The sequence below is a fragment of the Hymenobacter sediminis genome, assembly GCF_003231285.1.
Taxonomy (GTDB): domain Bacteria; phylum Bacteroidota; class Bacteroidia; order Cytophagales; family Hymenobacteraceae; genus Hymenobacter; species Hymenobacter sediminis.
This window is the reverse complement of sequence record NZ_QKNS01000007.1, coordinates 182,063-208,420: the sequence shown is the minus strand read 5'-3', so window position 1 is coordinate 208,420 and position 26,358 is coordinate 182,063. Positions and strand designations below refer to the sequence as shown.

Here is a 26,358-nt window from a genome sequence, read left to right as displayed (position 1 = left end):
CCACCGGCTGTAGCCGGCCTAGCACGACTGCCTTTTAACATGACCGCACCAGCGGCCTGTTACTCTAACCCTTAGAATGGAAAAACCACAGAAAGTTCTCATCCTCGGTTCCGGCGCGCTGAAAATTGGCGAGGCCGGTGAGTTCGATTACTCCGGCTCCCAGGCCCTCAAGGCGCTGAAAGAGGAAGGCATCCGCACCATCCTCATCAACCCCAACATCGCTACCGTGCAGACGTCGGATAACATTGCCGACGACGTGTATTTCCTGCCTGTGACGCCTTACTTCGTGGAGGAAGTCATCAAGAAGGAGCAGCCCGATGGTATTCTGGTAGCGTTTGGTGGCCAGACGGCCCTGAACTGCGCCGTGGCCCTGTTCCGTGCTGGCGTGTTTGAGAAGTACAACGTGAAGGTGCTGGGCACGCCCGTGCAAAGCATCATCGACACCGAGGACCGGGATATTTTTAAGGAGAAGCTCGACCAGATTGGGGTGCTTTCGGCCCGCAGCGTGGCCGTAACGACCATGGAAGATGCGGTGGCCGCGGCCGAGAAAATCGGTTTCCCCATCATCGTGCGGGCGGCGTTTGCGCTGGGTGGCCTAGGTAGTGGTTTCGCCAATAACATGGACGAACTGCGGGCCCTGGTCCAGAAATCCTTCACGACTTCTGACCAGATACTGGTGGAAGAGTCGCTGAAGGGCTGGAAGGAAGTAGAGTACGAAGTGGTGCGCGACCAGTACGACAACTGCATCACGGTCTGCAACATGGAGAACTTCGACCCCATCGGCATCCACACCGGGGAGAGCATCGTGGTAGCTCCGTCGCAGACCTTGAGCAACCGCGAGTACCACAAGCTGCGCAGCATCGGCATCAAAACCATTCGCCACCTCGGCATTGTAGGCGAGTGTAACATTCAGTACGCCCTCGACCCCGTGTCGGAGGACTACCGCGTGATTGAGGTGAATGCCCGTTTGTCGCGCTCCTCGGCGCTGGCTTCTAAGGCTACGGGCTATCCGCTGGCCTTTGTAGCAGCCAAGCTGAGCCTGGGCTACTCTTTGTCGGAGCTGAAAAACAGCGTAACGCAGACTACTTCGGCCTTCTTCGAGCCGGCCCTGGACTACGTAGTAGTAAAGCTGCCGCGCTGGGACCTGGGCAAATTTGAGGGTGTGAACCGGCAGATTGGCTCGGCTATGAAGAGCGTGGGCGAGGTGATGGCCATTGGCAAATCCTTCGAGGAAGCTATTCAGAAGGGCCTACGCATGCTGGACACCGGCAAACGCGGCTTCGTGGCCAACAAGCCCGAGGAGGTGGACAATGCGACCATAGACAAGCTGCTGAGCGAGCCGAACGAGGAGCGCATCTTCGCCATTAACCTGGCGTTTGAGGCTGGCTATACCCTGAATCAAGTGCACGATCTGACCAAGATTGACCACTGGTTCCTGCAGCGTCTGTACACCATTTTCGAGCTGAGTAACCAGCTAGCTGCTAAGCGCGGTAGCGGCGTCGATGCTCTGGAAACTGGCCTACTGCGCGAGGTCAAAAAAGCCGGTTTTTCGGACCAGCAAATTGCGGTGAAGCTGCTGGGCCAAGGCGACGTGAAAGCCGACGAGCTGCTGGTGCGTGCCCGCCGCAAGGCCCTGGGCGTACTACCCGTCATCAAGCAGATTGACACGCTGGCGGCTGAATTCCCCGCCAAAACCAACTACCTCTACAGCACCTACCACGGCACCGAGAACGACCTGCAGCCGGAAACTGATAAGTCCATTATGGTGCTGGGCTCGGGCGTTTACCGCATCGGTAGCTCCGTGGAGTTCGACTGGTGCGGCGTGAATGCCGTGCAGACGGCCGCCGAAGAGGGTTACAAAACCATCATCATCAACTACAACCCCGAAACCGTTTCTACCGACTACGACGTGTCGGACCGGCTGTACTTCGAGGAGTTGAGCTTCGAGCGGGTGATGGACATTCTGGAGTTTGAGCAACCGGAGGGCGTAATTCTCTCTACTGGTGGCCAGATTCCAAACAACCTCGCTACCCGTCTGGCCGATGCCAAGGCCCCCATTTTAGGTACGGCTCCGGCTCGCATCGATGAAGCTGAGAACCGCCACAAGTTCTCCAGCATCATGGACGAGCTAGGCATTGCCCAGCCCCGCTGGAAGGAGCTGACGTCGCTGGACGCCATGTTTGAGTTTGTGGGGGAGGTAGGCTACCCCGTGCTGATTCGTCCAAGCTACGTGCTGTCGGGAGCTTCTATGAACGTGGTTTCCAACGCGTTTGAGATGGAGGCCTTCCTGAAAGCTGCCGTGGAGGTAAGCGCCGAGTATCCGGTAGTGGTATCGGAGTTTATGCAGGATGCCAAGGAAATTGAGCTGGACGCGGTGGCCGACAAGGGCGAAATCGTGAGCTATGCCATTTCCGAGCACGTGGAGTTTGCCGGCGTACACTCCGGCGACGCTACCATGTACTACCCGCCCCAGAAGGTGTACGTGCGCACGATCCGGAAGCTGAAAACCATTGCCGAGAAGATTGCCAAGCGCTACGAAATCAGTGGGCCGTTCAACATCCAGTTCCTGGATAAAAACGGTGAAATCCGGGTGATTGAGTGCAACATCCGCGCCTCGCGCAGCTACCCCTTCGTGTCGAAAGTATCGGGCAATAACCTGATTAAAAAGGCCACGCAGGTGTTACTGGGCAAGAAAGTGGCCCGCGACGAAAGCGAGCGGGTGTACGACCTGCCCTTCGTGGGCGTGAAAGCCCCGCAGTTCTCGTTCACCCGCCTGCCCGGCGCCGACCCCGTGCTGCGCGTAGACATGGTGAGCACCGGCGAGGTAGGCTGCCTGGGCGACACGGCTGAGGAAGCGCTGCTCAAGTCGATGCTGAGCGTGGGCTACAAGATTCCGCAGCAGTCGGTGCTGATTTCCGGGGGGCCGATCAAGTCGAAAGTGGCATTGCTCGCGGCCGTAGAGTTGCTGGTGAAGAAGGGCTACACCATCTACGCCACGCAGGGTACGCACCGCTTCTTCGCCGAAAACGGCATTCCCAGCAGCCTGCTGTTCTGGCCCGACGATTACCAGGAGCCCAACGTGCTAACCTACCTCAAGGAGAAGAAGATCGACCTGGTCATCAACATCCCGAAGAACCTGTCGAAGGGCGAGCTGGACAACGACTACAAAATCCGCCGTACCGCCATCGACTTCGGCATCCCGCTGCTCACTAACGCCCGCTTGGCCAAAGCCTTCATCCAGGCCTTCTGCAAGCTGGAAATGAAGGACCTGAAGATCAAGAGCTGGAACGAGTATAAGGCGATGTAACGTCAGAGCGAGGGAAAAGAACGTCATGCTGCGCTTGCCGAAGCATCTATACCGTGTGGTTGCCATAGGCCTAGGCCAGTTGAGTTAGCCGGAGGTAGAGATGCTTCAATTCTGCTCAGCATGACGTTCTAGCTCTGTTTTTAATAGAGTCATTATTGGTATTTTATATGAGACTATTTGCCTGTTACTGCTTAGTAGCAGCTTTTCTTGTGACTGAGCCAACAGTTCAGGTCTATAAAGGAGGCCGTTGGGGCTATTCAGAAATTTTACTTGCCCTGCACTCAGACTCGACCTTTACTTATTCTTCCTGGTACCATCATAGCAAGGGTATATTGAAAGACAAAGGCACTTGGCAGCGGCGTGGTAAGTACTTAGTCTTGGATTCAAATCGCAAAAAGCAAGGCTTTTTCCATAATGAGCCTTTCGCAATGAAAGGCGACACGCTTAAGCTTTACTCTAAGGCGGACTCTATTAAAGCTTATGATTTCTACAGAAGATATCACACCCTTCTTCTTCAACATTCTTCAAAGTAGTTCTGCCAGGCCTTGCAACGAAACGCAAGGTGAAACCTCGTGCTACATAACTCATGAACAACTTCACCTCTTTCGCCGATGCAGGCGACTATAAAGCCTTACTTAAGCAAGCCCTAGAAATCAAGGCGAATCCGTACGGTTACCAGCACATAGGCAAGAACAAGACCGTGGGGCTGATCTTCTTCAACCCTAGCCTACGTACCCGGCTTAGCTCGGTGAAGGCGGCCTACAACCTGGGCGCGCAAGCGTGGGTACTCAACGCCGGCGCCGATTCCTGGACACTGGAAATGGCCGATGGCGCGGTGATGAACGGCGGCACCCAGGAGCACATTAAGGAGGCCATTGCTGTGATGAGCCAGTACTGCGACGTGCTGGGCGTGCGCACCTTCCCCACGCTCAAGGACCGCGAGGCCGACTACGGTGAGGAAGTCTTCAACAAGATTTTGAAGTACGCTACTGTGCCGGTTATTAGCCTGGAAAGCGCTACACTTCACCCACTCCAGTCGTTTGCCGACCTGATTACGGTGGCCGAAACCAAGAAAAAGGAGCGCGTGAAAGTGGTGCTGACCTGGGCTCCGCACGTGCGCGCCCTACCCCAGTGCGTACCCAATTCCTTCGCCGACTGGTTTTCGGAAGTGGACTGGGTAGACTTCGTGATAACCCACCCCGAGGGCTACGAGCTGGACCCCAAGTTCACAAAAGGTGCCCGCATTGAGTACGACCAGAAGAAGGCCCTGGAAGGTGCCGACTTCGTGCAGGCCAAGAACTGGAGCAGCTACAAAGAGTACGGTCAGGTTATCAGCAATGACCCCAGCTGGATGCTCACGCCGGAGCACATAGCTGGCACCAACGATGCCAAGTTCCTGCACTGCCTACCCGTGCGCCGCAACGTAGAGGTATCAGATGCCATCCTGGATTCTCCAAATTCGCTGGTAATTCAGGAGGCTGGCAACCGTGTATTTTCCATGCAAACAGTGTTGCACGAGCTGTTGAAGTAAAAACTTTTTCGCGGCTCAACAGTACGTGAGGGCAGAAATTAGGACAAAATCGGGGGCAATTACAACATTCCCGGGCGAGCTTCGTTAAAGGCTGTCAGAAGCCGGCCGCGCGGTTGGCTTTCAAGTTTCACTCTCTCCTTTCACCTGCTATGAAAAAGCTCCTTGCTATTGCCGCAGTATTTGCCGCTGGCGTAACGGCTGCTAACGCGCAGACCAACTCCAGCACCACTACAACTACCACGACCCAGCCTGCTCAGAGCACCACGATTCAGACGCAGCCTACCCAGCCTGTACAGGGTACTACCTCGGGTTCGATGATCAACCAGAGCACGACTACCCCGGCTTCTACCACTACTACCGTAGAAACCCAGTCGAGCACTACGGGTACCGTGAGCCCCACGACTACTACGCCTTCAGATGTAAAAATGAAGGACAAAAAGAAAAAGTCGAAAGTAAAAGCTGACCCCCAATAAGGTCACTGGCTTTCCACTGAAACCGCCCCGCCTGTACAAGTCGGGGCGGTTTTGCGTTTATAGCAGTAGGGCTAGCTGCTTACCTACAACTTCTTCCGGCGCTTCGAGGTTGGAAAGCGAGACGCCCAGCAGCCGGATGCCCTTGCTGACAGGCTGAATTCCGGTTAGCAGCTCGTGGCTGAGTTGGGCAAAAGCTTCGGGGGTAGGAACCAAGCCGAACAATGTACGGCTGCGGGTAATCTGCTGAAAATCGGTGTACTTGACCTTGAGGGTAATGGTACGCCCCCGCAGGCCCGTACGCTGGCAGTGCTGCCACACTGAGTCGAGGCAGGGCTGTAGGCCGTCTATTAGCTCTTCGGGCGTCAGCAAGTCATGCTCGAAGGTGGTTTCGGAGCCGATAGATTTACGCAAACGGTCAGCCACCACCGGGCGGTGGTCCTGGGCGCGGGCAATGAGGTAGTAGTGCGAGCCAGCCTTGCCGAAATGCTGACGCAGAAAGGCCTCCGACTGCTGCCGTAAATCGAGGCCGCTGAAGATGCCCAGGTTGTTGAGCCGCGCCGCCGTGGCCGGCCCGATGCCGTGAAATTCGCCTACCCCCAGCTTCTCTACGAAGGCCATGCCCTGGTCGGGCCGGATTACAAACTGGCCGTTGGGCTTGCGGTAGTCGGAGGCGAGCTTGGCCAGAAACTTATTGTAGGAAATGCCCGCCGAGGCTGTGAGTTGAGTCTGGCGCAGAATCTCGGCCCGAATCTCGCGGGCTACCTGCGTGGCCAACGCAATACCTTTCAGGTTTTCGGTTACGTCGAGGTAGGCTTCATCGAGGGAGAGCGGCTCAATCAGAGGCGTGTATTCCGCAAAAATGGCCCGAATCTGCCGCGAAACTTCTTTGTAGACCTCAAACCGGGGCTTCACAAAAATCAGGTCGGGGCACTTGCGCACCGCTGTGGTGGAGGGCATAGCCGAGCGCACGCCAAACTTACGGGCCTCGTAGGAGGCGGCCGCTACCACACCCCGCTGCCGGGCCCCACCCACGGCCACAGGCTTGCCGCGCAGCGCCGGATTATCGCGCTGCTCCACCGAGGCATAGAAGGCATCCATGTCAAGGTGAATGATTTTACGGGTTTCTGGGGCGTCCAACGGGGAGGGTTTGCGCTGAGAAGAGGGGTAGGGGAATGCTACCCCTGCAAAGTTCAGCGTTGGCCCTGAGACAAAGAATTATATAGTGAAAGACGAATACAAATCCTCTGTAAACGCAACACCGGAGCCAGGCATGAGCCCGACTCCGGTGTGATGGAACAGCTTTAAAAACAGCCCGCCTGAGGTTACCCGTTATTGCAGGGCTCGTGCACATCGCCCTGCACCGTGAAGTTGGTGCCAGTATCAGGGGCAGGCAGGTCGGTGGCTTTCACGTCGCGGACGTGGCCGTTTTCAGTGGTAGGGGTGCGGTTGCTCGAGCTGCTGGAGGTAGCCACCGACGCGGCGCCGCCAGAGGTGCCGGCATCGGCGAGGGGCTGCGTGGGGTTCGAGTTGCTTTTTTTCTGCCAGAAGTAAAAGGCCGCCGTGCTGCCGGCTACCAGGGCCCCGATCCAAACGGGTGATGCTTTCATTTTCATAGTGCGAAGGTTATAGCGAGGAAAAAGTGCTGGGCAAAGTGCGGGTGTCATTCACCACCACGACTTCTGATTACCTACGCCGTAAGTGTTCAGGTGTTGTGAGAAGCAGGCGCTAAGCCGTTATTTACTAGCCTGCTGATCTAGAAAAAGGTAGCGCGCCCGGTGCTGCTCCGGCTCCGCTTTCGTCGTGACATTGATGCGCAGCAGCTGCGAGGCTTGGCCAGGGGTAGTAACGGGCCAGGTGGGCAAGCCCTTGCCGTTGGGGTTGCCGGTTTTGATGAAGTTGGCGAAGTAGCTCTGCATCGTTTCGGATACCTTGTAATCGTCGGGTGTCCAGGCAAAGACTTTGTTACCCGGCAGGTTGCCCAGGGCGTACTCAATTTCAGCCGAGTGCACCGCGCCCTTAGCGGGCGGGGCGGGGGCTGCGTTTGGAGCTTGCTTTACTACCCCGCCCGCCAGCCCGGTGGTGGCATTGCCCATTTCGGGTACCATGGCGGGGCGGGGGCGGGCGTAGATGTAGCGGTACACCGGCTTCCCGCTAGTCTGGGCGTGGGCATCGGCCCATTTCCAGGTGCTGTAGCTGATAAACCGGTCGCCGGCCAGGTCGGTGGCGGCTTGTTCGGCCTGTTCGGGGGTAGCGGCGGGGTAGTGCTTCATGACTTCTTCGGCCCGCTCACCGTAGAGCTTCTGCACGGCTTGGCGGAAGATTTCGGGGGTAGGGGATAGGGGGCCTAGCAGGGCCTGGTAACCCATTTCCTGTGAGTTCCAGCCCACCAGCAGCGGCACGCGGGCCTGCTGCCCAGCCGCGAAAATGGCCGCAGGTTTCTGGGGGAAGAAGTAGCCATCGAGGGTAGGGGCGAAGCGGGGAGTGCCAGGTTTGCCGGCGGCCTCCAGCAACTGCTGAGCCGGCAAGGCCCGCAGTGCGGCCAAGGAAGTTGCCCCCAGGCTGGTGGCAAACGCAACGCCCGCTTGTTCGCCTTCCGCCAGCGGAACAGGGCCGAAACCGGTATTCAGCATAGAGCCACTTTCTCCAATGGCGCGGGCAAACAGGTTTTTCGATAGGGGCGAAGCCATCTGGGCGCTGACCGACATTGAACCCGCCGACTCGCCGGCTACGGTTACCTGCTTCGGGTCGCCGCCGAAGGCCGCAATGTTTTGCTGCACCCAGCGCAGGGCAGCCGTTTGGTCCTGGAAGCCATAGTTGCCCGAAGCCTTGTTCGGCGACTCCTTTGTGAGCTCAGGGTGGGAGAGGAAGCCGAACACGCCCAGGCGGTAATTCACCGTGACGGCCACAATGCCGCGGCGGGCCATACTTTCGCCGTCGTAGCGCGGCTCCGAGCCGTCGCCGGCAATAAAGCCGCCTCCGTAGAAATACACCAGCACCGGCAGCTTCTCCTTACTGGATTTAGCTGGCGTCCAGACGTTCAGGTAGAGGCAGTCTTCGCTCACACCGTTGGAGCGAAAGTTCATGTCGCCGAATACTGGCAGCTGCATGGCGCGCGGCCCGAACGCTTTGGCCGGGCGTACTTCGGTCCAGTTCTGCACGGGCTGGGGCGCTTTCCAGCGCAGCTCACCCACGGGTGGCGCGGCAAACGGCACTCCTTTAAAGGTGCGGATGCCGTTAGCTGTAACCAAGCCTTCCAACACTCCATTGGCGGTTTTTACCTGGGGCCCAGCCTGAGAGTTGGTAGTAGTGGATGCGGAGGTTTGAGCCACGGCAGGGGGTAGGGCGGATACGGTCAGGAGGGAAAGAAGCAGCAGCGTTTTCATAGAACAGGTAAGCAAGGATGGCAGAAATGGTGGGGCCGACAGGCTCAAGATGCTCAATACTACAGAACCTGGGGCAAACTCTAGCGGCTGTTGCGAGCCTTTCATGAATTCCTAGGGGTAGCAACTTCTATAGTGACGGCCTTGGGGAATGCCAGAAAGCTTATGCTACCCCATCACCCCCAAGAAGCTGTATGTCCCTGTTGTCGTTGTCCTTCTCAGCTTGATGCGCAGAATGACAGTTTGTGTTTACTCTCCGGAAGGCATAGGGCCAAGTGGCGTTAGGGGCAGTTGCCTAATCCTGAATTGCCTCCAGCGGCGCGGGGACGGCAGTAGGCTGAGGCTTGCGGCTCACCAGAAACACGCCGGCAAAAATTAGCAGGGCTTGCAGGGCTTTGGCGAGCGTGAGCGTATCCTTGCCCGCCGCCACTGCAATGAGTACGGCCAGGGCCGGCTGCAGATAGATGTAAGCGCCCAGCAAGGAAGGCGAAGCGTATTTGAGGGCCCAGTTGTTGAGCAGATAGGCCAGGATGGTCAGGCAGATGACCATGTAGGCAATAGCCACCCAAATACCCGTTGGAAAGCTGGCATAGTCGGCGGCTTGTACCTGCTGCCAGCCGGCAGGCACGGCCAGCACGGCACCCACCAGAAAAATGCGGGCCAGCACTGTAAACGGGTGGTACTTGCGCATGAGTGGCATCACCAGCACTAAGTACACCCCAAAGGCCGTGGCATTGAGCAAGATGTAGAGGTTGCCCAAAAACCCATCTTGCCCGCCTGCTGCCACCGGCCCCCGGCTCAGAATGATACTAGCTGCACCTACCCCCGCCAGCCCTATGCCTAGCAGCCGGGGTAGCGTCAGCTTTTCGCCCAACAGTGCTGCCGAGGCCAGTACCGTTACCACTGGCGCAATCGTCTGGATGAGGGAGGCGTTAATGGGCGAAGTCAGGTTCAGGCCTGAGAAAAACAGCAGCTGGTTAAGGCCGATGCCTAGCACCCCGCAGGCCACTGCCCGCAGCTGGTCGGCGCGGCCCTGAATCCGGTCGTGGGGCGCTACCAGGCGGCTGAGGACACCGAAGAAAACGGTAGCGCCCACCACGCGCAGCAGCACCAGCCCAAAGGGCCCCATGTAACGTGGCATCACATCTTTGGAAATGCTGTAGTTGGCGGCGTAAATCAGAGCCACCACAAACAGGGCCGCGTGTACTTTCAACGAGTTTTTCATCCGGCCGCGAAGGTAGCAGTCCGCAGCGCCACCGCAGCGCAAAACCGCTGAGTGCCGTAGTTACCTTTGTTAGCCCACCTCATGCCCGGCAGCATTTTCTAACCGTCCCTACTGCGGGGTGGGGTATCATCCGTAGTTCCGTGCTGCGCCCTTTCATCTGAGCTTTCTTTCCTATGGCCACCGGCTCCCTTTTCGATTCTGACCCTACCCCCTCCGCCCAGCCGAACCTGCCCCGCCCCGGCGCCCCGCTGGCCGAGCGCATGCGGCCCCGCACCCTGCAGGAGTATGCCGGGCAGCAGCACCTCATCGGGCCTGAGGGCGTATTGCGCCGCTACCTCAATGCTGGCCGCCTACCCTCGCTTATTCTCTGGGGCCCGCCGGGGGTAGGAAAAACCACGCTGGCTAACCTGCTGGCCCAGGAGTTGGGGTTGCCCTTTGCGGCGCTATCGGCCATCAATGCCGGCGTGAAAGATGTGCGCGAGGTGATTGAGCGGGCCCGCAAGCAGCGCGGCACCGTGCTGTTTATTGATGAAATTCACCGCTTCAGCAAAAGCCAGCAGGATGCGCTGCTGGGGGCCGTGGAGCAGGGCGTCGTCACGCTGATTGGGGCAACCACCGAAAACCCCTCGTTTGAGGTTATCCCGGCCGTTTTAAGTCGGGCTCAGGTGTACGTGCTGGAGCCCTTGGGGAAAGATGTGCTGACCAGCCTCGTAGACAAAGCCTTGGCCGAAGACGAAATCCTAAAGCAGAAAAAGGTGCGCGTGCAGGACTACAACGCCCTGCTCACCATTTCGGGCGGCGATGCGCGCAAGCTGCTGAACCTGCTGGAAATAGTAGTAGAAGCCAGCCGCCCCACCCCCGAAACCGGCGAAATCGTCATCACCGACGAGGCCGTGCAGCAGCTGGCCCAGCAGCACCTCGCCCGCTACGACAAGGGCGGCGAAATGCACTACGATGTCATTTCGGCCTTTATCAAAAGCATCCGCGGCTCTGACCCTAACGCGGCGCTATACTACCTGGCCGTGATGCTGGAAGGCGGCGAAGATGTGAAGTTTATTGCCCGCCGCCTGCTCATTCTGGCCTCCGAAGACGTGGGCCTGGCCAACCCCAATGCCCTCATGCTGGCCCAAAGCTGCTTCCAGGCCGTAACGGTCATCGGCATGCCGGAGTCGGATATTATTCTGAGCCAGACGGTGGTGTACCTCGCTACCTCGCCCAAGAGCAACGCCAGCTACAAAGCCATTCGGGAGGCGCGGGCCCTGGTGCGCCAGCAGGGCGTGCAGCCCGTGCCCATTGCCTTGCGCAACGCGCCCACCAAGCTCATGGAGGAGCTCGGCTACGGCAACCAATACATGTACTCGCACGACTATGAGGGCAACTTCGCCTACCAGGAGTTCCTGCCCGAAGCCTTAAGTGGCCGCGTATTCTACCACCCCGGCCACAACCCCGCCGAGGCCAAAGCCCAGGAGCGCCTACGGCAATTGTGGGGCGAGAAGTATGGGTATTAGAGTAGGAGTATAGGGTAGGAGGGTGTGAGTTGAGGTAACACGTAATAAGGTTGTCATCCTGAGCGCAGCGAAGGACCTCTCTAGAGGGTAATCTTACTACCAGCAACGAAGCTATAGAGGTCCTTCGCTGCGCTCAGGATGACAATTTTCGCTACCTCTTATCCGCATTTATACTCCCAAGGTCTCTTGAAAACTCCTGCCTTCATACTCTCTTACCCACATACCCTCACACCCCAATCCTCGCCCGTTCCCGCCCCAAAACTGCCTGTTGGTTGATTAGCCAGAACGGGGGAGGAAAAGCCGATACTTTTGTTTCAGGACCGAACCTGACTTATTCTTTTCTTCACGATGAGACAATTTTTTAAGTACGTGCTGGCGACTCTCACCGGCCTCGTGCTGTTTGCCCTGGTAGGGGTAGTGCTGCTGGTGGCCCTCATTGCCGCCGCGGCTTCTTCCGACAAGGAAGTAACCGTAGCCAGCAACTCGGTGCTGGAGCTGAAGCTCGACAAGCCGATTGGGGAGCGGGAGTTCAACAACCCATTCTCGGGCTTTACGGGCGGGCAGAGCAGTTCCATCGGCCTCGATGAGCTGAAAGCCGCCATTCGCCGGGCGAAAGAGGATGGCGACATCAAGGGCATTTTCCTGAACCTGGAGCTGGTGCAGGGCGGCATGGCTTCCATGGAGGAAATCCGCAACGCACTGCTGGACTTCAAGAAGTCGGGCAAGTTTGTGGTGTCGTACACCGATGCGCAGTCGGAGAAAAGCTACTACCTCGCTTCCGTGGCTGATAAGATTTACCTGAACCCTCAGGGCACGCTGGAGTTCAACGGCCTCAGCTCTGAGACGATGTACTACAAAAACCTGTTTGATAAGCTGGGCGTGCAGGCCCAGATTTTCCGGGTGGGTTCGTTCAAGAGCGCCGTGGAGCCCTACTTCCGCACCAACATGTCGGATTCGGCCCGCCTGCAAACTTCGTCGTTCCTGAACTCCATGAACAACGCTATGCTGGCCGAGGTAGCCGCCGCCCGCAAAATTGCGCCGGCCCGCCTCAAGGTAATTTCCGACTCCATGCTGGTGCACAACGCCGACGACGCCAAGCGCCTCGGGCTGGTGACTGACCTGGGCTATTACGACCAAGCTACCGACTACATGAAGGGCAAGCTGGGGGTAGAGAAAGACGACAAACTAAGCCTCATTGAGCTATCGGACTACGAAAAAGCTGATGATGAGGACGAGGAAGGTAGCACCAGCGGCAACCGCATTGCCGTGGTGTACGCCGAGGGCGACATCGTGACGGGCAAGGGCGGCAACGAAAGCATCGGGAGCACCCGCTTCGCCGAAGCTATCCGCAAAGCCCGCTTGGATAAGAAAGTGAAAGCCGTAGTGCTGCGCATCAACTCGCCCGGCGGCTCCTCGCTGGCTTCCGACATCATCTACCGTGAGGTGATGCTGACCAAGAAAGTGAAGCCCGTTATTGCCAGCATGTCGGACGTAGCGGCTTCGGGCGGCTACTTCATTGCCATGGGCTGCGACACGATTGTGGCGCACCCGACCACCATTACGGGCAGCATTGGCGTGTTTGGTGTGCTGCCGAATATTGAGCCCTTCCTGCGCGACAAAATTGGCGTAACGACGGACCGCGTGACTACCGGCAAGTTCTCCGACTTCCCCACCATCACCCGCGCCCTCACGCCCTTCGAGCAAAGCCAGTTCCAGGCCGAAATCAACCGCATCTACGCCGACTTTACCACCAAAGCCGCTCAGGGTCGCCGCATGCCGGTAGAGCGCCTGCGCCGTCTGGCCTCGGGTCGGGTGTGGTCGGGCACGGAAGCCAAGGCCCGTGGCCTCGTGGACGTGCTGGGCTCCTACGACGATGCTCTGCGCATTGCCGCCCGCCGCGCCAACCTGAAGGAAGGCGACTACCGCATCCAGAAGCTGCCGCGCCAGAAGTCCTTCGCCGAAAACCTGTTCAGCTCGTTCTCCGAAGAAGCCAAACTGCGCATGGTGCGCGAAGAAATGGGCCCCATGTACCCCATGTACCAGCAGTACAAGAAGCTCTCAGAAATGAAAGGTGCCCAGATGCGCATGCCGTTCGAGGTAAACGTGCAGTAAGTGGGTCGATTTCTTGATACCTAGTAAAAGTCTGTCATCCTGAGCGGAGCGAAGGACCTTATCACGCCAACACGAGCCGTAACAACGACTTGTCCTGGCGCGGTAAGGTCCTTCGCTGTGCTCAGGATGACAGACTTTTTACAAACCTTGCGGTTAGCTACCCATCAGCAACTGATAACAGGCAACCAACAACTGACAACTCTACCATGCACGAACTCCACGAAGCCGCCGCCTACCTCCGCCAAACGCTCCAAGCCTTTCAGCCCGAAGCGGGCATCATTCTCGGCACGGGCCTGGGGGCTTTGGCCAAGGAAGTGGAGGTAGCCCACCGCTTCAGCTACGCCGATATTCCGCATTTCCCAGTTTCCACGGTAGAAAGCCACGCCGGTGAGTTGCTGGCGGGCACGCTGGCCGGGAAGCGGGTGCTGGTGATGCGCGGCCGCTTCCACTACTACGAGGGCTACAGCATGGAGCAGGTAGTGTTTCCGGTGCGGGTGATGAAGCTGCTTGGGATTCAGCGCCTATTCGTGAGCAACGCCAGCGGCGGCCTCAACCCCGACTACGACTACTCCGACCTGATGCTGCTGGAGGACCACATCAACCTACAGCCCACTAATCCGCTCATCGGCAAAAACCTCGACGAGCTGGGCCCCCGCTTCCCCGATATGATGGAGCCCTACGACCTGGGCCTGCTACAACTGGCTGAAGAAGCCGCTCAGGAGCTGGGCCTGGAGCAGTATCTGCGGCGCGGGGTGTACGCTTCCCTACCCGGCCCCATGCTCGAAACCCCTGCCGAGTACCGCTACCTGCGCACCATCGGGGCCGATGCCGTAGGCATGAGCACGGTGCCGGAGGTTATTGCCGCCGTGCACATGAACCTACCAGTGCTGGCCGTGTCCGTCATTACCGACTTATGCGCGCCGGGCAAGCTCAAGAAGGTGGACATTGCTGACATCCTACGCACCGCCGCCGTGGCCGAGCCTCGGCTTACGGCCCTGTTGCGGCGGGTACTGGAAAAGTTGTAAACCATGCCTGCCTGGTAAAAGAAAAAGGCCGCTACGTACTGTAGCGGCTTTTTTTGTGAGTTGGTAACCCGCAACTATTAGCGGGTAGATTTAAATAAGTAAGACTCTAGCTGCCCGGCTTTATCCAGCCGACCATAGAACAACGACTCGGCACTCACGCCCTCTACAGAATATTCCTGGGCGGCCCCTTTGTGGTCGGTGAGGTGCAGAATGCGGTTATCAGCGCCCATGAGCATCCAGGTGCCGTTATAGGCGGTGCCATCGGCTAGCAGGGTTTGCACATAGGTTCCGTCGGTGCGAAACTGGATGGAATACCGGTCTTTGATGGCGTTGGTGCGGGTGAGCTGTCCGCCGCTGTTCACCTCATTCAGATACCAGGTATCTACTTTGCTTAGCGCGGCTGGCGTAACTGGCTCCTTAGGTGGAGGGGCACACTTGCAGTCATGGCTTTCTAATAGATTGCAACTGCTTGTTATGACGCCGGTTACTAACGATAAGGTGAGCAATAGAGAAGAAATACCTTTCATAGGAAAAAGTAAGAAATAGTGAAAAATAGTTAGCACCTATCAGACATAGTCTGGTAGGTGCTAACAAGAGTAATAGATACCCTCGCCTAGTTGCATAGGGAATTAACTATTTACTTCAGAATAACTTGCCGCCGCTGGTAGCTTAGTACAGTAAATACACCAATGCCGCCCTCTACAGTACTTCTGACACCGGAGGGCTGGGCAAACGGGTTGCCATTAGCGCCACGCGCATCATCCACCGACTGCAGAAACTGATAGTAAGGTCGGTCGAGGTGGTAAAGCGTAACAATGAGCGTATCGTTGGGCTCAAACTCATAAGATGTACCCAGGGTAACCAATTGCCCGTTGGTCAGGCGGTCATCAGGGGTATATTCTACCTCGGCTTCTTCAGTAAGGCGGCCTTTGTGCACCTGAAAGCGGTAGAAGTCGGTAGCATTAGCGGGGTCCTGGAACTTGACGAGCACGTAGGCGCGCCGTTGGTCACCGGGCTTGTCGTCGAACTTCCACTCCACGGTATCAATCGGGACCAGAGCGGGCATGGTAGCCGTGCCAGTTATCCGGCGGCCTTTGGTATCGTAGGCTTCCAGTTGAAATACGTCGCCGGGCCGGGCTGTCAGGCGTCGGTTGCCGCTGTGGGTGTACCCTTTGCCAGTGCTCCGGTCGATGTTGGGGCCGTAGCGCAGCGTGTCGCGCCGGCCGTTCGGCTGGGTCAGCACTACCTGTACATCGGTGGGCACCTGCAGGGTAGGGGGAGCTAGGTAAGGCCCCGATTCCGAAACAGATAACCGCGGGATTCGGCCGTTTTCGAGGTAGGCTTCTACCACCAGTTGAGGGGGGTAGGCGGGCAACTCCACGTCAATATCTTTTTGCAGGCCGCAGCCGCTTAGTGAGCCGCCCACCAGCCCAAGGGCTATTGCCGCCCAATATACCGGTAGGTCGGTTTTCTTCGTCAGAAGCCGTGAAATCCAGGTAGTCCGCATCATCGGCGCTCAGAATTTGAAGTTATAGGTAACCGACGGAATTACCGGAAACAGCGAAACCTGCCGGGCACGGTAGCCGAGCACTTCGTCGGTATCCTCGTTTTCTATCTGGTCGAAGTACACGAAGTAGGGGTTGCGCCGGTTGTAAGCATTGTACACACTGAACGTCAGGTCCGATTCACCGCCCGAGCGAATGGGCTTCAGCTTGTACACTAGGCCCAGGTCGAGGCGGTTGTAAGGAGCCAGCCGGTAGGTGTTGCGTTCAGGGTAGATGGGCACGGCCGAGGGCTCGGCACCCGCCACATCTTGAAATGCAAAGCGGCCCAGAGGCAGGGTAGTGGCCGCCCCGGAAGTGAATACAAACGAGCCCGTGAGGTTGATGCGCTGGTTAAGCTGGTGCAACACTACCACCGTAAGGTTATGGCGCCGGTCGTAGGTAGGGTAGAAGGTATTACCGTTATTGATGCCGTTGGTGCCGCGCTGGGGCGGAAAGCGCCGCTTCGTCCAGGAAAGTGTGTAGCCTATCCAGCCAGTGGTACGGCCCTGCTTCTTCTCCAAGTACAGCTCGTTGCCGTAGGCCCAGCCCTTACCGAACAAGAACTCAGAGTCTAGGTCGGGGTTCACGAACAGTTGGGCCCCGTCCTTGAAATCAATCTGGCGCTGGGCCCACTTGTAGTACACCTCGTTTGTGAGCAGGTAGCGCCCGTCGCCGAGCAACCAGCTTACGCCGCCCGCTACCTGCTGGCTGCGCTGAGGCTTCACCGATTGCCGCGACGGATACCAGATATCCGTTGGGAGGGAGGCGCCCGTGTTTGTAACCAGGTGCACGTACTGGTACATCAGCGCGTAGCTGCCCTTTAAGGACACGTTGGGGGTAAGCGAATAGCGCACCGCGGCGCGCGGCTCCAGTCCGCCGTAAGCATCAGAGCCTGACTGGAAGCCGGATAGTCGCAGCCCATACTCCAGCTGCAGCTTATCGGAGGGTTTGTAAGTGTCGGAGGCGTAGAGGCCAGCTTCGGTGCCATAGTAAGTAACATCGGAGCCGATGTTGACGCTGCCATCCTGGGAGCCGGCCTGTAGGCTGCCTGTACCGAAACGGTGATGGGTAGCCGTAACCCCAAAGCGCAGCGCGTGCCGCTCGTTGGGCGTATAGTCCAGGTCAGAGCGCAGCGTCAGGTCCCGGATGTCAGAGGAGAGGTTGAAGCCGAACTGATCGAGCTTGTTGGCAATCTGGTACTTGTACTTAGTCAGCGAAGCCGTAGTGTTCAGAAACAAACGCGGGTTAAAAACGTGGTTCCAGCGCACTGAAGCCACCGTGTTGCCCCAACTGAAATCGAAATTAAAACCGTTCTGGGAGTTGAACCCAAACACGTCGTTGCCCAAGTAGCCAGTCAGGAACAGCTCGTCTTTGTCACCCAGCTTGTAGTTAGCCTTGGCGTTGAAGTCGTAGAAGTAGTAGTCCGGAATGGGGTTATAATCAGGGTCGTCGTTGTTGAGGCGGTTGATCTGACGAGTAAACACATCGAAGTAGGTGCGCCTACCCGACACGAGGAAAGCGCCTTTGCCCTTCTTGATAGGGCCTTCCAGCGTCAGGCGCGAGGAAATTAGCCCAATGCCGCCGCTGGTAGTAAACTTCTCGGGGTTGCCGGGGCGGAGCTTCACATCGACTACCGAGGAAAGCCTACCCCCGTATTGGGCCGGAAAGCCACCTTTGTACAAGTCCACCGACTGCACCGCATCGGAGTTAAATACCGAAAACAACCCGAATAAGTGACTCGGGTTGTACACCAGCGCATCATCGAGCAGTACTAGATTCTGGTCGGCAGAGCCTCCCCGGACAAACAGGCCCGAGGTACCTTCGCCGCCGTTCTGCACACCTGGCTTGAGCTGTAGGGTTTTCAGAATATCTACTTCCCCGAACAGGGCTGGCAGCAGCTTGGCCTCCCGGGCTGTCAGGCGGTCCACGCTCATCTGGGTGGTTTGCAGCTTCTGCTCCAAAGAGCCCGAGCCTTCAATAACCACCTCGCCCAACGTATTGCCCGCTTCGGCTAGCTGAAAGGAAAGGCGCTGGTCGCGGGTGAGGTTTAGTTCGCGGGTTTGGGTAGCGTAACCGATAAAGGAAACAGTTACCTGATGGCGACCGGCCGGCAGCGTAAGCGCATAGGAGCCATCATCGGCGGTGGTGGCGCCAATGCCTAGGGCGGGTACGGCCACCGTTGCGCCGGGCAGCCCTTCCGAAGCGCCCACACCGCGCACAACACCAGAAAGCACGTAGCGCACCTGCGCCTGCACCACCTGTGGGACCAGCACACCTAGTCCCATCAGGATACTTAAAATCGTAAGCCGTACTGTCATTCGAGTCAGGGGTACAAGGGAGTCCAAAAGTACGGACACTCTCCCAACGCCCGAAGCAGCCCGGAAGTTTGTCGTTGAGCTCAGCCCGGCAGGTTATCCGGTCACGCCTTGTACCACCTGCCCCAGCTGAGCCGCCGATACTACGCCCGCTTGCCGCCACACTGGCTGGCCTTTATGGAACAGAATCAGGGTAGGAATGCTCTGCACCCGAAACTGCTGGGCCACGGCTTGGTTGCGGTCTACATCAATCTTAATGACTTTCACCTTGCCCTGATGCTGTGCCGCTACCTGTTCCAGAATAGGGGCCATGGTTTTGCAAGGGCCACACCAGTCGGCGTAAAAGTCAACGAGCACTGGCATGCCCGGGCTGCTGATAAGTTCGGAAAACGATTTTTTCGGCATGATGTAAAGATGATAAAAGCAGGCGGGCACTGTGCCGCCTACCTGCCTTGTACGCATCAAAAGCCCCAGAGGTAGCCTGTTTTTAGAGCAGGCGGGACACAAAAAAGCCCGGTGCTGCAACACCGGGCTTTCGCTTGTAAGTGAGTGGGTGAAAAAGGAGGGAATCAGTTCTTGCCTAGCAAGGTAACATCATTTGAGACTTCAGAAAAGCTAAAACGCCCACCAACCACTTTTTTTCCTGAAACCTGGCATTCCCATGTATAGCGGCCGGGGCGCGCTGCAGCTGCTTCACCGCTGGTAGTTTTGAAATAATCGGCCTCGGAGGGCTCAGAAGGGAAGATAACATCGATACCATTCTGCCCCTTAGTAATAAGCTTAGACAGAGAATATTCTTTGCCCGTTTCCTGGTTGATAACCACAAACTTAGCGGTGTACTCGCCCAGCTGGCCAAATTTGTCTACTACCCCCAGCTTCACATAGGCATCAGTCGAAACCAGCCACGTTTGCGCCTTGGATGTGGTAGGCGAAAAGATTACCAGTGCTAGTAGCAAACCTGCTACCCGCAACACACGAGACAAAGAAAAAGCAGGAGTAGAAACGCGCATAGAAACAGAATGAAGAAGTGAAAAATTAGTAAGTGTCAAAGTCAAGAAACCTATTCAACCTCATCATCTGTGCCTTGGTGGTTGCACGCAGCCGAGGTGCAATCAAATATAGCCGTTAATTGAAAGTACAAACAAAATTTTGGCCTGTTTTTTATCAAAATAGCAAGAATGAATCCGAAACACTGTTAGTGTGTTTAATTAGAGGATAGAAGAAAAGAAAGAAGAAATGCGAAGAAAAAAGCATGAATGGACGCTGCCGGGGCTGTTACCAACAGCATTGCGTTGTGGGCTATGCGAGCGAGAAGTGCAGCATACCTCGCGACATCATTTAGTACCCCGCGAAGAAGGCGGCCGCTACGGACCCGTGGTAGATTTGTGTCAACCTTGCCATAGTACCGTGCATTTGCTGTTCACGAACCGCGAGCTAGCCCGGCGCTACAATACTGTAGAAAGCCTGCGCAGTGCCGAGGAGCTTCAGAAATATCTGCACTGGGTGCGGCGCAACCGGGTAGAGCGCATCAGCAACCGGCGGGCACGGCGGGGGTAGGAAGGCAGCCGCTACCTTTGGGCTGACCCAGCCCTATTTCCGCCAACATGAACAAATATTTCGTGCCGTTCCGGCAGTTGCGGCAGCAGCCCACTATTGTAGTAGATAGCACCGGTCAGGGAGCTGCGCTTACGTTGGCCCATTGGCGCGGTGCCGCTACCCCGGAGCCCTTGCGCGATGATACCAGCGCTGGTTCCGTGCTGCGGGCTTTGCGCCAGGCTGCTACCCCTGGCTTAGAGGCCAAGGCTGTTACCACCAATCATTTTGATGTGGATGGGTTTGTGGGAGTATGGGCCCTGCTTAATCCGGAGCTGGCCCTGCAGCACGAACACCTGTTGCGCTTAGTAGCTACCCTGGGCGACTTTCGCGAAATAAATTGGGCCGACGCCTTAGCCGACCACGCCCTGCAGTTGGTATGTTGGCTGAACGCCGAAGAGAAAGCGCGCTTCTACGAGCCTTTCGGAGCACCAGCCCGTCGGCGGCGTGAAGATGAAGCCTCTGCCGAGAAGTTTGAATGGTTTCTGCCACGCTTCGCCGAGGTACTGCTTGATCCGGAAACCGGCCGGGCAGCCTGGGAGCCAGAATACCAGCGCGTAAAGCAGGGCGTAGCCCTGATGCAAAGCCCCGCCACCATGTTGCGCCGCTACCCCGAGGTAGGATTGGTAGTGGTACGCACGCCCCGGCCTGTCTCTTATTACGCCCTGTTTGGCCCCACGGCTGGCGCCGATATGGTATTGAGCATCTACGACGGACAGCGGTACGAATTCGAATACAAGTACACCACCTGGATTGATCTGGAAAGCCGCCCCACGCTGCCGCGCCTACCCCTCTTGGAACTGGCCACCCAGCTCAACGACCAGGAGCTTGCACCCCACCGCTGGACCTTCGATGGCATTACCGATACTGGCCCCCTGCTGCGCCTAAGCGGTAAAACCCTCACCAAAGCCCAGCGCTACGCCGATCCTGATCAACGGCCTATTCATGCTTCTTCTATTCCGGCGGAGCAACTGGAAGCGGAGATAGTAGCCTTTTTCCGCCGCCGCTACGCCGGTATTCAGCCTCGGCGCTACTGGAGCTGGGCCGAGATTCGGGAGGTAGGAGAGGGTAGGTAGTATCATTGCGGGCAGAAGGACGGAAACTGGGTTGAACAATCTAGGATAGTAAATCCGGCTTCCGCTCTTCCGCCCGCAATGACGGTGTGCTATCAGCAACTACACTTCCTGCCCAAAGCCTAGCACCTGCAGAGAGCTTACGCCACCGGCGCCCTTCCGCACGCTAATCTGGGTAGTGACGCGCTCCTTTAGTGCCTCAACGTGCGAGATGATGCCGATAGTTTTGCCCGTGCCCTGCAGCATTTCGAGGGCTGACAGCGCCACGTCCAGTGTGTCGGGGTCGAGGGTGCCGAAGCCTTCATCGATGAAGAGGGTATCAATCTGGGTGCGGCGGCCGGCCAGCTCCGAGAGGCCCAGGGCCAACGCCAGGCTGACGAGGAAACTCTCCCCGCCCGACAGCGAGTTCATGGTGCGCACCGCGGCGGCCTGGTACTCATCCTGAATCAGGAGGTCGAGGTGCTGCTCAGGGTTTCGCAGGATGCGGTACCGGTCGGTGAAGCGGTGCAGGTGGCGGTTGGCCAGATCCACCAGGCGCGCCAGGGTGAGGCCCTGGGCAAACTCACTAAACTTCTTGCCATCGGCAGAGCCAATCAATTCGGCCAGCTGCCGCCAGCGGCGAGCTTCCTGCTGTTGCTTTTCCAACTCGGCTGCCAGAACAGCGTGGCGCTCCTGTCCGGCCCGGTGGTTGCTCAGGCGCTCTTGCCGCTGCCCCAACTGCTGATTAAGGGAGGCGAGCTGTTGGTTGGTAGAGGACAACTGTTGGTCGATGCTTTCCAGGGGCTCTGTCGTCAGCTTGCGGGCTTCTTCCTGCTCCAAGTGCTGAGTTGTTTCCTGCAGTGATTGCGCGACTAGGGCTGTTTCCTGCTCGTGGCGGCGCAGTTGGTTTTGCAAGGTTTGCAGCTCGGCAGGGGGTAGGAGCAAGGCCGGCAGCGCGGCAGGGTCGGGGGCTAGGCCGGCGGTAGTGAGAGCCGTAGTTAAGGTAGTGTAGCGTTCCTCCCGGGTTTGCTGCTGCTGCTCGGCATCGTGCTCGTGCTGGCGCAAGCGGGTGGCAGCCACGGTGAGAGCGGTGTCGTGTTGCTGGAACTGCTGGTCGGCCAGCTGGCGGCGCTGGTCGGCGGCGCGAACTGCTTCTTCCAGCGCCTGCCGGGCACGCGCTACGTCAGCATCCGGCAGTAGCTCTTGGCGGCGCTGCTGCAACTGCTGTAACTCTGTGTGCGCCGTGTGTAGCTCTGCCTTGCGCTGACTTAGCCACTGCTGCAGCTCGTCGCGGCGCTGTTTGGCGGCGTTGGCCCGCTCCTGGTTTACTTCCAGCTCCCGTTCCAGCTTTTCGGCTTCCTGCAGTTTCTGGCGGTAGGTAGCGCCGGCCTGCTCCAGGCGGCGCACCAGCTCGGGACCATTTTCGCCAGAAAACTCCAGCCCGAACGACTTCAACAGGCTGCTGATAATTTCCTTGATTTTTGGGGCTTGTTCCTGGGCATCCTGAAGGCGCAGCTCCAGCTCCTTGAGCTCGGCTTGCAGTTGCTGCTGCTGCTGACGGGCATTGCGTTGGTCGGCTTCGGCCTGGGTTTGGGCCAGACGGGCTTGCTGCTGCTGCTGCTCCAAGGTGCGTAGCTCCTGCACCAGCCCGCGCACGATGCCGGGCACGGTTGTTTCTTCTTCCTCCGTCAGCCAGCGCAATACGGCATCGGCGGAGGTAGTCGGTAGCGTGTCGGTGTCAAGCAGCCCGCTGATGCTCACTAGCCGGTTGATGCGGCCCTTCAGAGCTACCGTTTGCTGGGTAAGCGCCTGTTCCCGCTCCCGGTCGCGGAGCAGTGAGTCTTCGCTGACGCCTAGCACCCCTGCTGCGTAAGGGTGCTCCAGGGCACCACACAGGGGGCAGGGTTCCCCGGCGTGCAGGTGCTGGCGGGCGTCATCGTGGGTCAAAATCAACTGGTGGGCGTGCATCAGCCGCCGCAAATCCTGCAGGCTTTTTTCCAGGGCTTCTTCCTCGTGGTGCAGACGCGCAACGTGGTGGCTAAGCTGGTGGCGCCAGTCGAGGCGGGCGGCAGTGGCAGCAGTTTGCTGTTCGGTAGCCGTAGCTAGTTGGCTCTGAGCCGTGCGCAGCAACTCGGCGCTGGCTTGTTCGGTAGCGGTGGCCGAGTTCAACTGCTGCTGCCGTTGTTTAAGCGTTCGGCCCAACTCGGCCAGCTCCGTCTGGATGTACTGCCAATCCTGGAGGTAGCCGCTAAGGGGGGGCAGCGCCTCGGCCACGGTGCTGAGCACGGTGCGCGGCAAAAGCCACTCTCGCAGCTCGCGCACCTGCTGGCGCTGCTCTTTGCTTTGGCTGTCGGCGTGGGTGGCCTCCTGGTTTTGCTGCTTCCACAGCTGGTTTTGCTCCTGGTATTCTTGTTTTCCCTGCTCCAGGCGCTGCTGCTTTTCCCCAATCTGATGATCTAGCAGCTCGGCTTCCCGCAATTTGGGGTCCTGCTGGTCCTTAGTGGTGGCAGCCTGCTCGTAGGTGTGCTGGGCGCTGGTTCGGGTGGCGTCGGCCGCAGCGCGGCGCTCCTGCAGCTGGGGCAGTTGCCCGCGTAGCTGTTCTACTTCCCGGCGCAGGCGCGCCAGTTGCTCGTCGGTTTGGCGCAGGAGGGCGTAGTCGGTGGCAAAGGGAGCCGCCTGCTGGTGCAGAGCCAAGCGCTGCCGTAGGGGAGCCAGGGTTTCGGCCTGGGCCATGAGCTGCTGCTGGCGCTGCTGGGTGCCTTCCACCTTCTGGCGCAGCTCCCGCCGACGCAGGTGCCACTGCCGGGCCTCGCGTAGCTGCTCCTGAGCCGCCGTAGCGGTGCTCAGCTGCGTAATAAACTGCTGTACTTCTTCCTCCAGAAAGGCTACCTCCTCTGGGGAAAGCAACGTCACGCCAGCCAAGCCGGCCCGCAGCTGATCTGCTTTCTGCCCTTCCTGCTTGGCCTGCTCAAAGGCCGCCCGCGAAATGTCGGAGTATTTGCGAGTGTCGGTAATTTTCTCCAGCAACTGAGCCCGCTCGCCGGCTGGGGCCTTCAGGAAACGGGTGAAGTCGCCCTGGGCCAGCAGTACGGAGCGCAGAAACTGCTTGTATTCCAGGCCGCTTAGTTCGGCTATACGAGCCGGTACCTTAGATTTATAGGTTTCCAGGAAAGGCCAGGTCTCCTCACCGTCATCGGCTACTTTCCGCTCGCTCAGCTCCATTTTGGGGTCCTGAAGCTTGCCGCCGGGCTGTTTGCGGGCGCGGTATTGGCCCCACTTGCTGCGGTACTGCTGGCCGTTGACTTCAAACTCCACCTCGGCCCAGCTTTCACCGGTGCCGTGGCTCATCACGTGCTCGGGGCCGCTGGTTTCGTGGCGTGGCACCTGACCGTAGAGGGCCAGGGTAATAGCATCGAGAATGGTGGTTTTGCCCGCGCCGGTGGGACCGGTAATGGCAAACAAGCCCGCATCGGAGAGCGGAGTCTGGCTAAAATCAACGGTGTGCTCCCCGCGCAGGGAGTTGAGATTGTAAAAGCGGACGCGGAGAATTTTCATGTACTACAAATGGGCCGGTAGCAGAAGCAACCCCGAAATAGGCGGGGCCATGGCAACTACAAAGGTAACCTAGAAGCCCGCCAATACATTCCGGGTGCTGCCGGGCAATAAGGCGCCAAATTGTGGAGCGCTTTTAAAGGTGATAGGGCCGTGGCAGCACTTTTACCAGCTTCGGGCTGTATCTCGGGCTGGATGCCACAGCCAGTTAATTACGTGGGGGTGGCTAACACATGTGGCTGTCTACGATGACATAAATATTAGCTTAATAATATGTAAGTTATTGATAAATAATTGATTGCTCGACAGTAACTAATGAGTGGTTAGGCAGGTACAGCAGAGGGTACCTTATCAGACTACGACTATGCGTGTACTCAAGAATGCACTTGCTGGTGGCTTACTGCTGCTACTACCGGCCATCATTGGCTGCTCTGTTTTCAACTCAGGCTCTGGTAGCACCAGTGCCGGTACTACCTCCGGCTCCATGATATCCGGCGACCAGCAGCAGATAGAGTCTCTGCGAAGCGAAATTCAGGAGCAGGAGCGCGTAACTGAGGAAGCCAAGCTCCGGGCTAAAAGTGAGGAGGAGCGGCTACAGGCCAAAAAGCACCAGCTAAAAGCCGCCCAGCGGGAAATGAAAGCCGATCAGGTGCGCTCAGGTGGTTGAGCCCGGTATAAGGGGTAGGGGCCACGGTGCCGGTCATCTACAGCCAAAGGCCTTGTTAATTACAGCGGCTCGCCAAAATCTGGCGAGCCGTCTTCGTGCCAGGTGAAGGGCTTGGCCCGAATCTGGCGGGCCCACCCGGCCTGGCTGCTGCGGGCAGCGTGGTAAATGATGTAATCCTGCCCCTTAATCTGCACAAACGAGGCATGGCCGGGGCCAAAAATGGTATCGGTTTTCGAAAAGACTGGCTGGGGCTCCTTGCGCCAAGAGGCGGGGTTCAAGGCGTCGCCGCCTAGGTAGGTGAGCTGGCCCAGGCAGTAGTCGTCGGTCCAGCTGCCGCTGGCGGAGTAGATGATGAAGATGCGGCCATTGCGCACTAGGGCCTGCGGCCCCTCATTCACGTAGGGGTAGCCCTGCTTTTCCCACGGGTGTTCGGGCCGCGAAATGCACACCCGATCCGAAGCAATGGTATAGGGGTTGCTCATCCGGGCAATGTAGAGGTTCTGGCTAGTGTTGGTGAAGCCCTCCCAACCCGACCAGATAAAGTATAGCTGCCCGTCGGGCATGGGCAGTACCGAGCCATCAATAGCCCACCGGTCCGTCGGAATTTCCAGCTTGCCCTTGAACTCGTAGCTGCCCTGGGCGTCGGGGCTGGTGGCTTGCAGGGTATAGAGGCGCTCTTCGCCGTTGCGGGCGTTATAGAGCGCGAAGTAGATGTACCAATTGCCATCAATCAGCTGCAACTCCGGGGCCCATATTTCCACGAAATCTGGGGTAGGGCCCTCCGTGCCAGGCCACACCGACACTAGCTCCGCCATGGCCATTTCCGGGAGACTGGAAAATCGGGCTACCAGTATTTCCCGCTTCCGCCGATCCACGGTGCAGTAGTACAGTTGGTCTTCGTGGGCAATAACCCAGGGGTCTTCGCCATCGGGCACCAGTACATGGGTTTGGTCACCGCTGGGGGGTAGGGCGCGGGCCCGGCGGGTCAGTTCATTGATTTCGTCTACCGTCATGGGCGCCAGCTGCGCCTCCTGGTAGATGTGGTCGTTGGGGGTGTGCATAAGAGAAGGTAGG

21 protein-coding genes are annotated in these 26,358 nt (G+C 58.2%); 10 read left to right on the top strand and 11 right to left on the bottom strand.

What is annotated here, in order from left to right; all coding sequences use genetic code 11:
* Positions 1–76 precede the first annotated feature (76 nt).
* The 4 genes from carB (at position 77) to DNI29_RS18425 (ending at position 5,311) form a co-directional block, all read left to right on the top strand.
* Entirely contained in the window at positions 77–3,307 is a 3,231-nt protein-coding gene (gene carB / locus DNI29_RS18435; RefSeq protein WP_110979603.1) for a carbamoyl-phosphate synthase (glutamine-hydrolyzing) large subunit, read from the top strand.
* A gap of 167 nt (positions 3,308–3,474) precedes the next feature.
* A complete protein-coding gene (locus tag DNI29_RS24235) occupies positions 3,475–3,840 on the top strand; it encodes a hypothetical protein (protein ID WP_123823316.1) in 366 nt (121 codons plus the stop codon).
* Between the two features lie 53 nt (positions 3,841–3,893).
* A complete protein-coding gene (locus tag DNI29_RS18430) occupies positions 3,894–4,838 on the top strand; it encodes an N-acetylornithine carbamoyltransferase (protein ID WP_110979602.1) in 945 nt (314 codons plus the stop codon).
* 149 nt (positions 4,839–4,987) lie between these two features.
* A complete protein-coding gene (locus tag DNI29_RS18425; RefSeq protein ID WP_110979601.1) occupies positions 4,988–5,311 on the top strand; it encodes a hypothetical protein in 324 nt (107 codons plus the stop codon).
* Between the two features lie 57 nt (positions 5,312–5,368).
* On the opposite strand, the gene dinB is transcribed toward DNI29_RS18425, so the two are convergent.
* From dinB to DNI29_RS18405, 4 genes are all read right to left on the bottom strand, one after another.
* Positions 5,369–6,448: a DNA polymerase IV gene (dinB, locus tag DNI29_RS18420; RefSeq protein ID WP_110979600.1), complete on the bottom strand. Its 1,080-nt coding sequence runs from the start codon at positions 6,446–6,448 to the stop codon at positions 5,369–5,371.
* 185 nt (positions 6,449–6,633) lie between these two features.
* Positions 6,634–6,924, bottom strand: a complete 291-nt coding sequence (locus tag DNI29_RS18415; RefSeq protein WP_110979599.1) for a hypothetical protein — start codon at positions 6,922–6,924, stop codon at positions 6,634–6,636.
* Between the two features lie 120 nt (positions 6,925–7,044).
* Positions 7,045–8,694 (bottom strand): carboxylesterase/lipase family protein, encoded by a 1,650-nt coding sequence (locus DNI29_RS18410; RefSeq protein ID WP_202910523.1) that lies wholly within the window; start codon positions 8,692–8,694, stop codon positions 7,045–7,047.
* Positions 8,695–8,986: 292 nt separating this feature from the next.
* On the bottom strand, positions 8,987–9,916 hold the full coding sequence (locus DNI29_RS18405) for a DMT family transporter (RefSeq protein WP_110979598.1): 930 nt from the start codon (positions 9,914–9,916) through the stop codon (positions 8,987–8,989).
* A 260-nt stretch (positions 9,917–10,176) separates the two neighbouring features.
* On the opposite strand from DNI29_RS18405, the gene DNI29_RS18400 reads away from it, so the two are divergent.
* The 3 genes from DNI29_RS18400 (at position 10,177) to DNI29_RS18390 (ending at position 14,561) form a co-directional block, all read left to right on the top strand.
* Complete coding sequence (locus DNI29_RS18400) at positions 10,177–11,424, top strand: replication-associated recombination protein A (protein WP_238388145.1); 1,248 nt, start codon at positions 10,177–10,179, stop codon at positions 11,422–11,424.
* 348 nt (positions 11,425–11,772) lie between these two features.
* Positions 11,773–13,536, top strand: coding sequence for a signal peptide peptidase SppA (sppA, locus tag DNI29_RS18395; protein ID WP_110979596.1), 1,764 nt, complete (start codon positions 11,773–11,775; stop codon positions 13,534–13,536).
* 206 nt (positions 13,537–13,742) lie between these two features.
* The gene (locus DNI29_RS18390) at positions 13,743–14,561 is read left to right on the top strand and encodes a purine-nucleoside phosphorylase (protein ID WP_110979595.1); all 819 of its coding nucleotides are present in this window, start codon (positions 13,743–13,745) and stop codon (positions 14,559–14,561) included.
* A 77-nt stretch (positions 14,562–14,638) separates the two neighbouring features.
* Here the strand turns inward: DNI29_RS18390 and DNI29_RS24230 are convergent, their stop codons facing one another.
* The 5 genes from DNI29_RS24230 to DNI29_RS18365 all read right to left on the bottom strand — a co-directional run bounded on the left by DNI29_RS24230 (position 14,639) and on the right by DNI29_RS18365 (position 19,469).
* Positions 14,639–15,088, bottom strand: a complete 450-nt coding sequence (locus DNI29_RS24230) for a hypothetical protein (RefSeq protein ID WP_123823315.1) — start codon at positions 15,086–15,088, stop codon at positions 14,639–14,641.
* 110 nt (positions 15,089–15,198) lie between these two features.
* A complete protein-coding gene (locus DNI29_RS18380; protein WP_110979593.1) occupies positions 15,199–16,071 on the bottom strand; it encodes a DUF4249 domain-containing protein in 873 nt (290 codons plus the stop codon).
* A 6-nt stretch (positions 16,072–16,077) separates the two neighbouring features.
* Positions 16,078–18,423 carry a TonB-dependent receptor gene (locus tag DNI29_RS18375; RefSeq protein ID WP_110979592.1) on the bottom strand — a complete coding sequence of 782 codons (2,346 nt, stop codon included), beginning with the start codon at positions 18,421–18,423 and terminating at the stop codon, positions 16,078–16,080.
* Positions 18,424–18,516: 93 nt separating this feature from the next.
* Positions 18,517–18,825 (bottom strand): thioredoxin, encoded by a 309-nt coding sequence (gene trxA, locus DNI29_RS18370; RefSeq protein ID WP_110979591.1) that lies wholly within the window; start codon positions 18,823–18,825, stop codon positions 18,517–18,519.
* A gap of 164 nt (positions 18,826–18,989) precedes the next feature.
* Positions 18,990–19,469, bottom strand: coding sequence for a hypothetical protein (locus tag DNI29_RS18365; RefSeq protein ID WP_123823314.1), 480 nt, complete (start codon positions 19,467–19,469; stop codon positions 18,990–18,992).
* 358 nt (positions 19,470–19,827) lie between these two features.
* On the opposite strand from DNI29_RS18365, the gene DNI29_RS24975 reads away from it, so the two are divergent.
* Entirely contained in the window at positions 19,828–19,977 is a 150-nt protein-coding gene (locus DNI29_RS24975; protein ID WP_238388141.1) for a hypothetical protein, read from the top strand.
* Between the two features lie 47 nt (positions 19,978–20,024).
* The gene (locus tag DNI29_RS18355; RefSeq protein ID WP_110979588.1) at positions 20,025–21,089 is read left to right on the top strand and encodes a DUF6687 family protein; all 1,065 of its coding nucleotides are present in this window, start codon (positions 20,025–20,027) and stop codon (positions 21,087–21,089) included.
* Between the two features lie 99 nt (positions 21,090–21,188).
* On the opposite strand, the gene DNI29_RS18350 is transcribed toward DNI29_RS18355, so the two are convergent.
* Positions 21,189–24,620 carry an AAA family ATPase gene (locus DNI29_RS18350; protein WP_110979587.1) on the bottom strand — a complete coding sequence of 1,144 codons (3,432 nt, stop codon included), beginning with the start codon at positions 24,618–24,620 and terminating at the stop codon, positions 21,189–21,191.
* A gap of 361 nt (positions 24,621–24,981) precedes the next feature.
* Between DNI29_RS18350 and DNI29_RS18345 the strand changes: the two genes are divergently transcribed.
* Positions 24,982–25,284, top strand: coding sequence for a hypothetical protein (locus DNI29_RS18345; RefSeq protein WP_110979586.1), 303 nt, complete (start codon positions 24,982–24,984; stop codon positions 25,282–25,284).
* A 59-nt stretch (positions 25,285–25,343) separates the two neighbouring features.
* Here DNI29_RS18345 and DNI29_RS18340 read toward each other — a convergent pair whose 3' ends face one another.
* Positions 25,344–26,345: a glycoside hydrolase family 43 protein gene (locus DNI29_RS18340; RefSeq protein ID WP_110979585.1), complete on the bottom strand. Its 1,002-nt coding sequence runs from the start codon at positions 26,343–26,345 to the stop codon at positions 25,344–25,346.
* Positions 26,346–26,358: the final 13 nt, after the last annotated feature.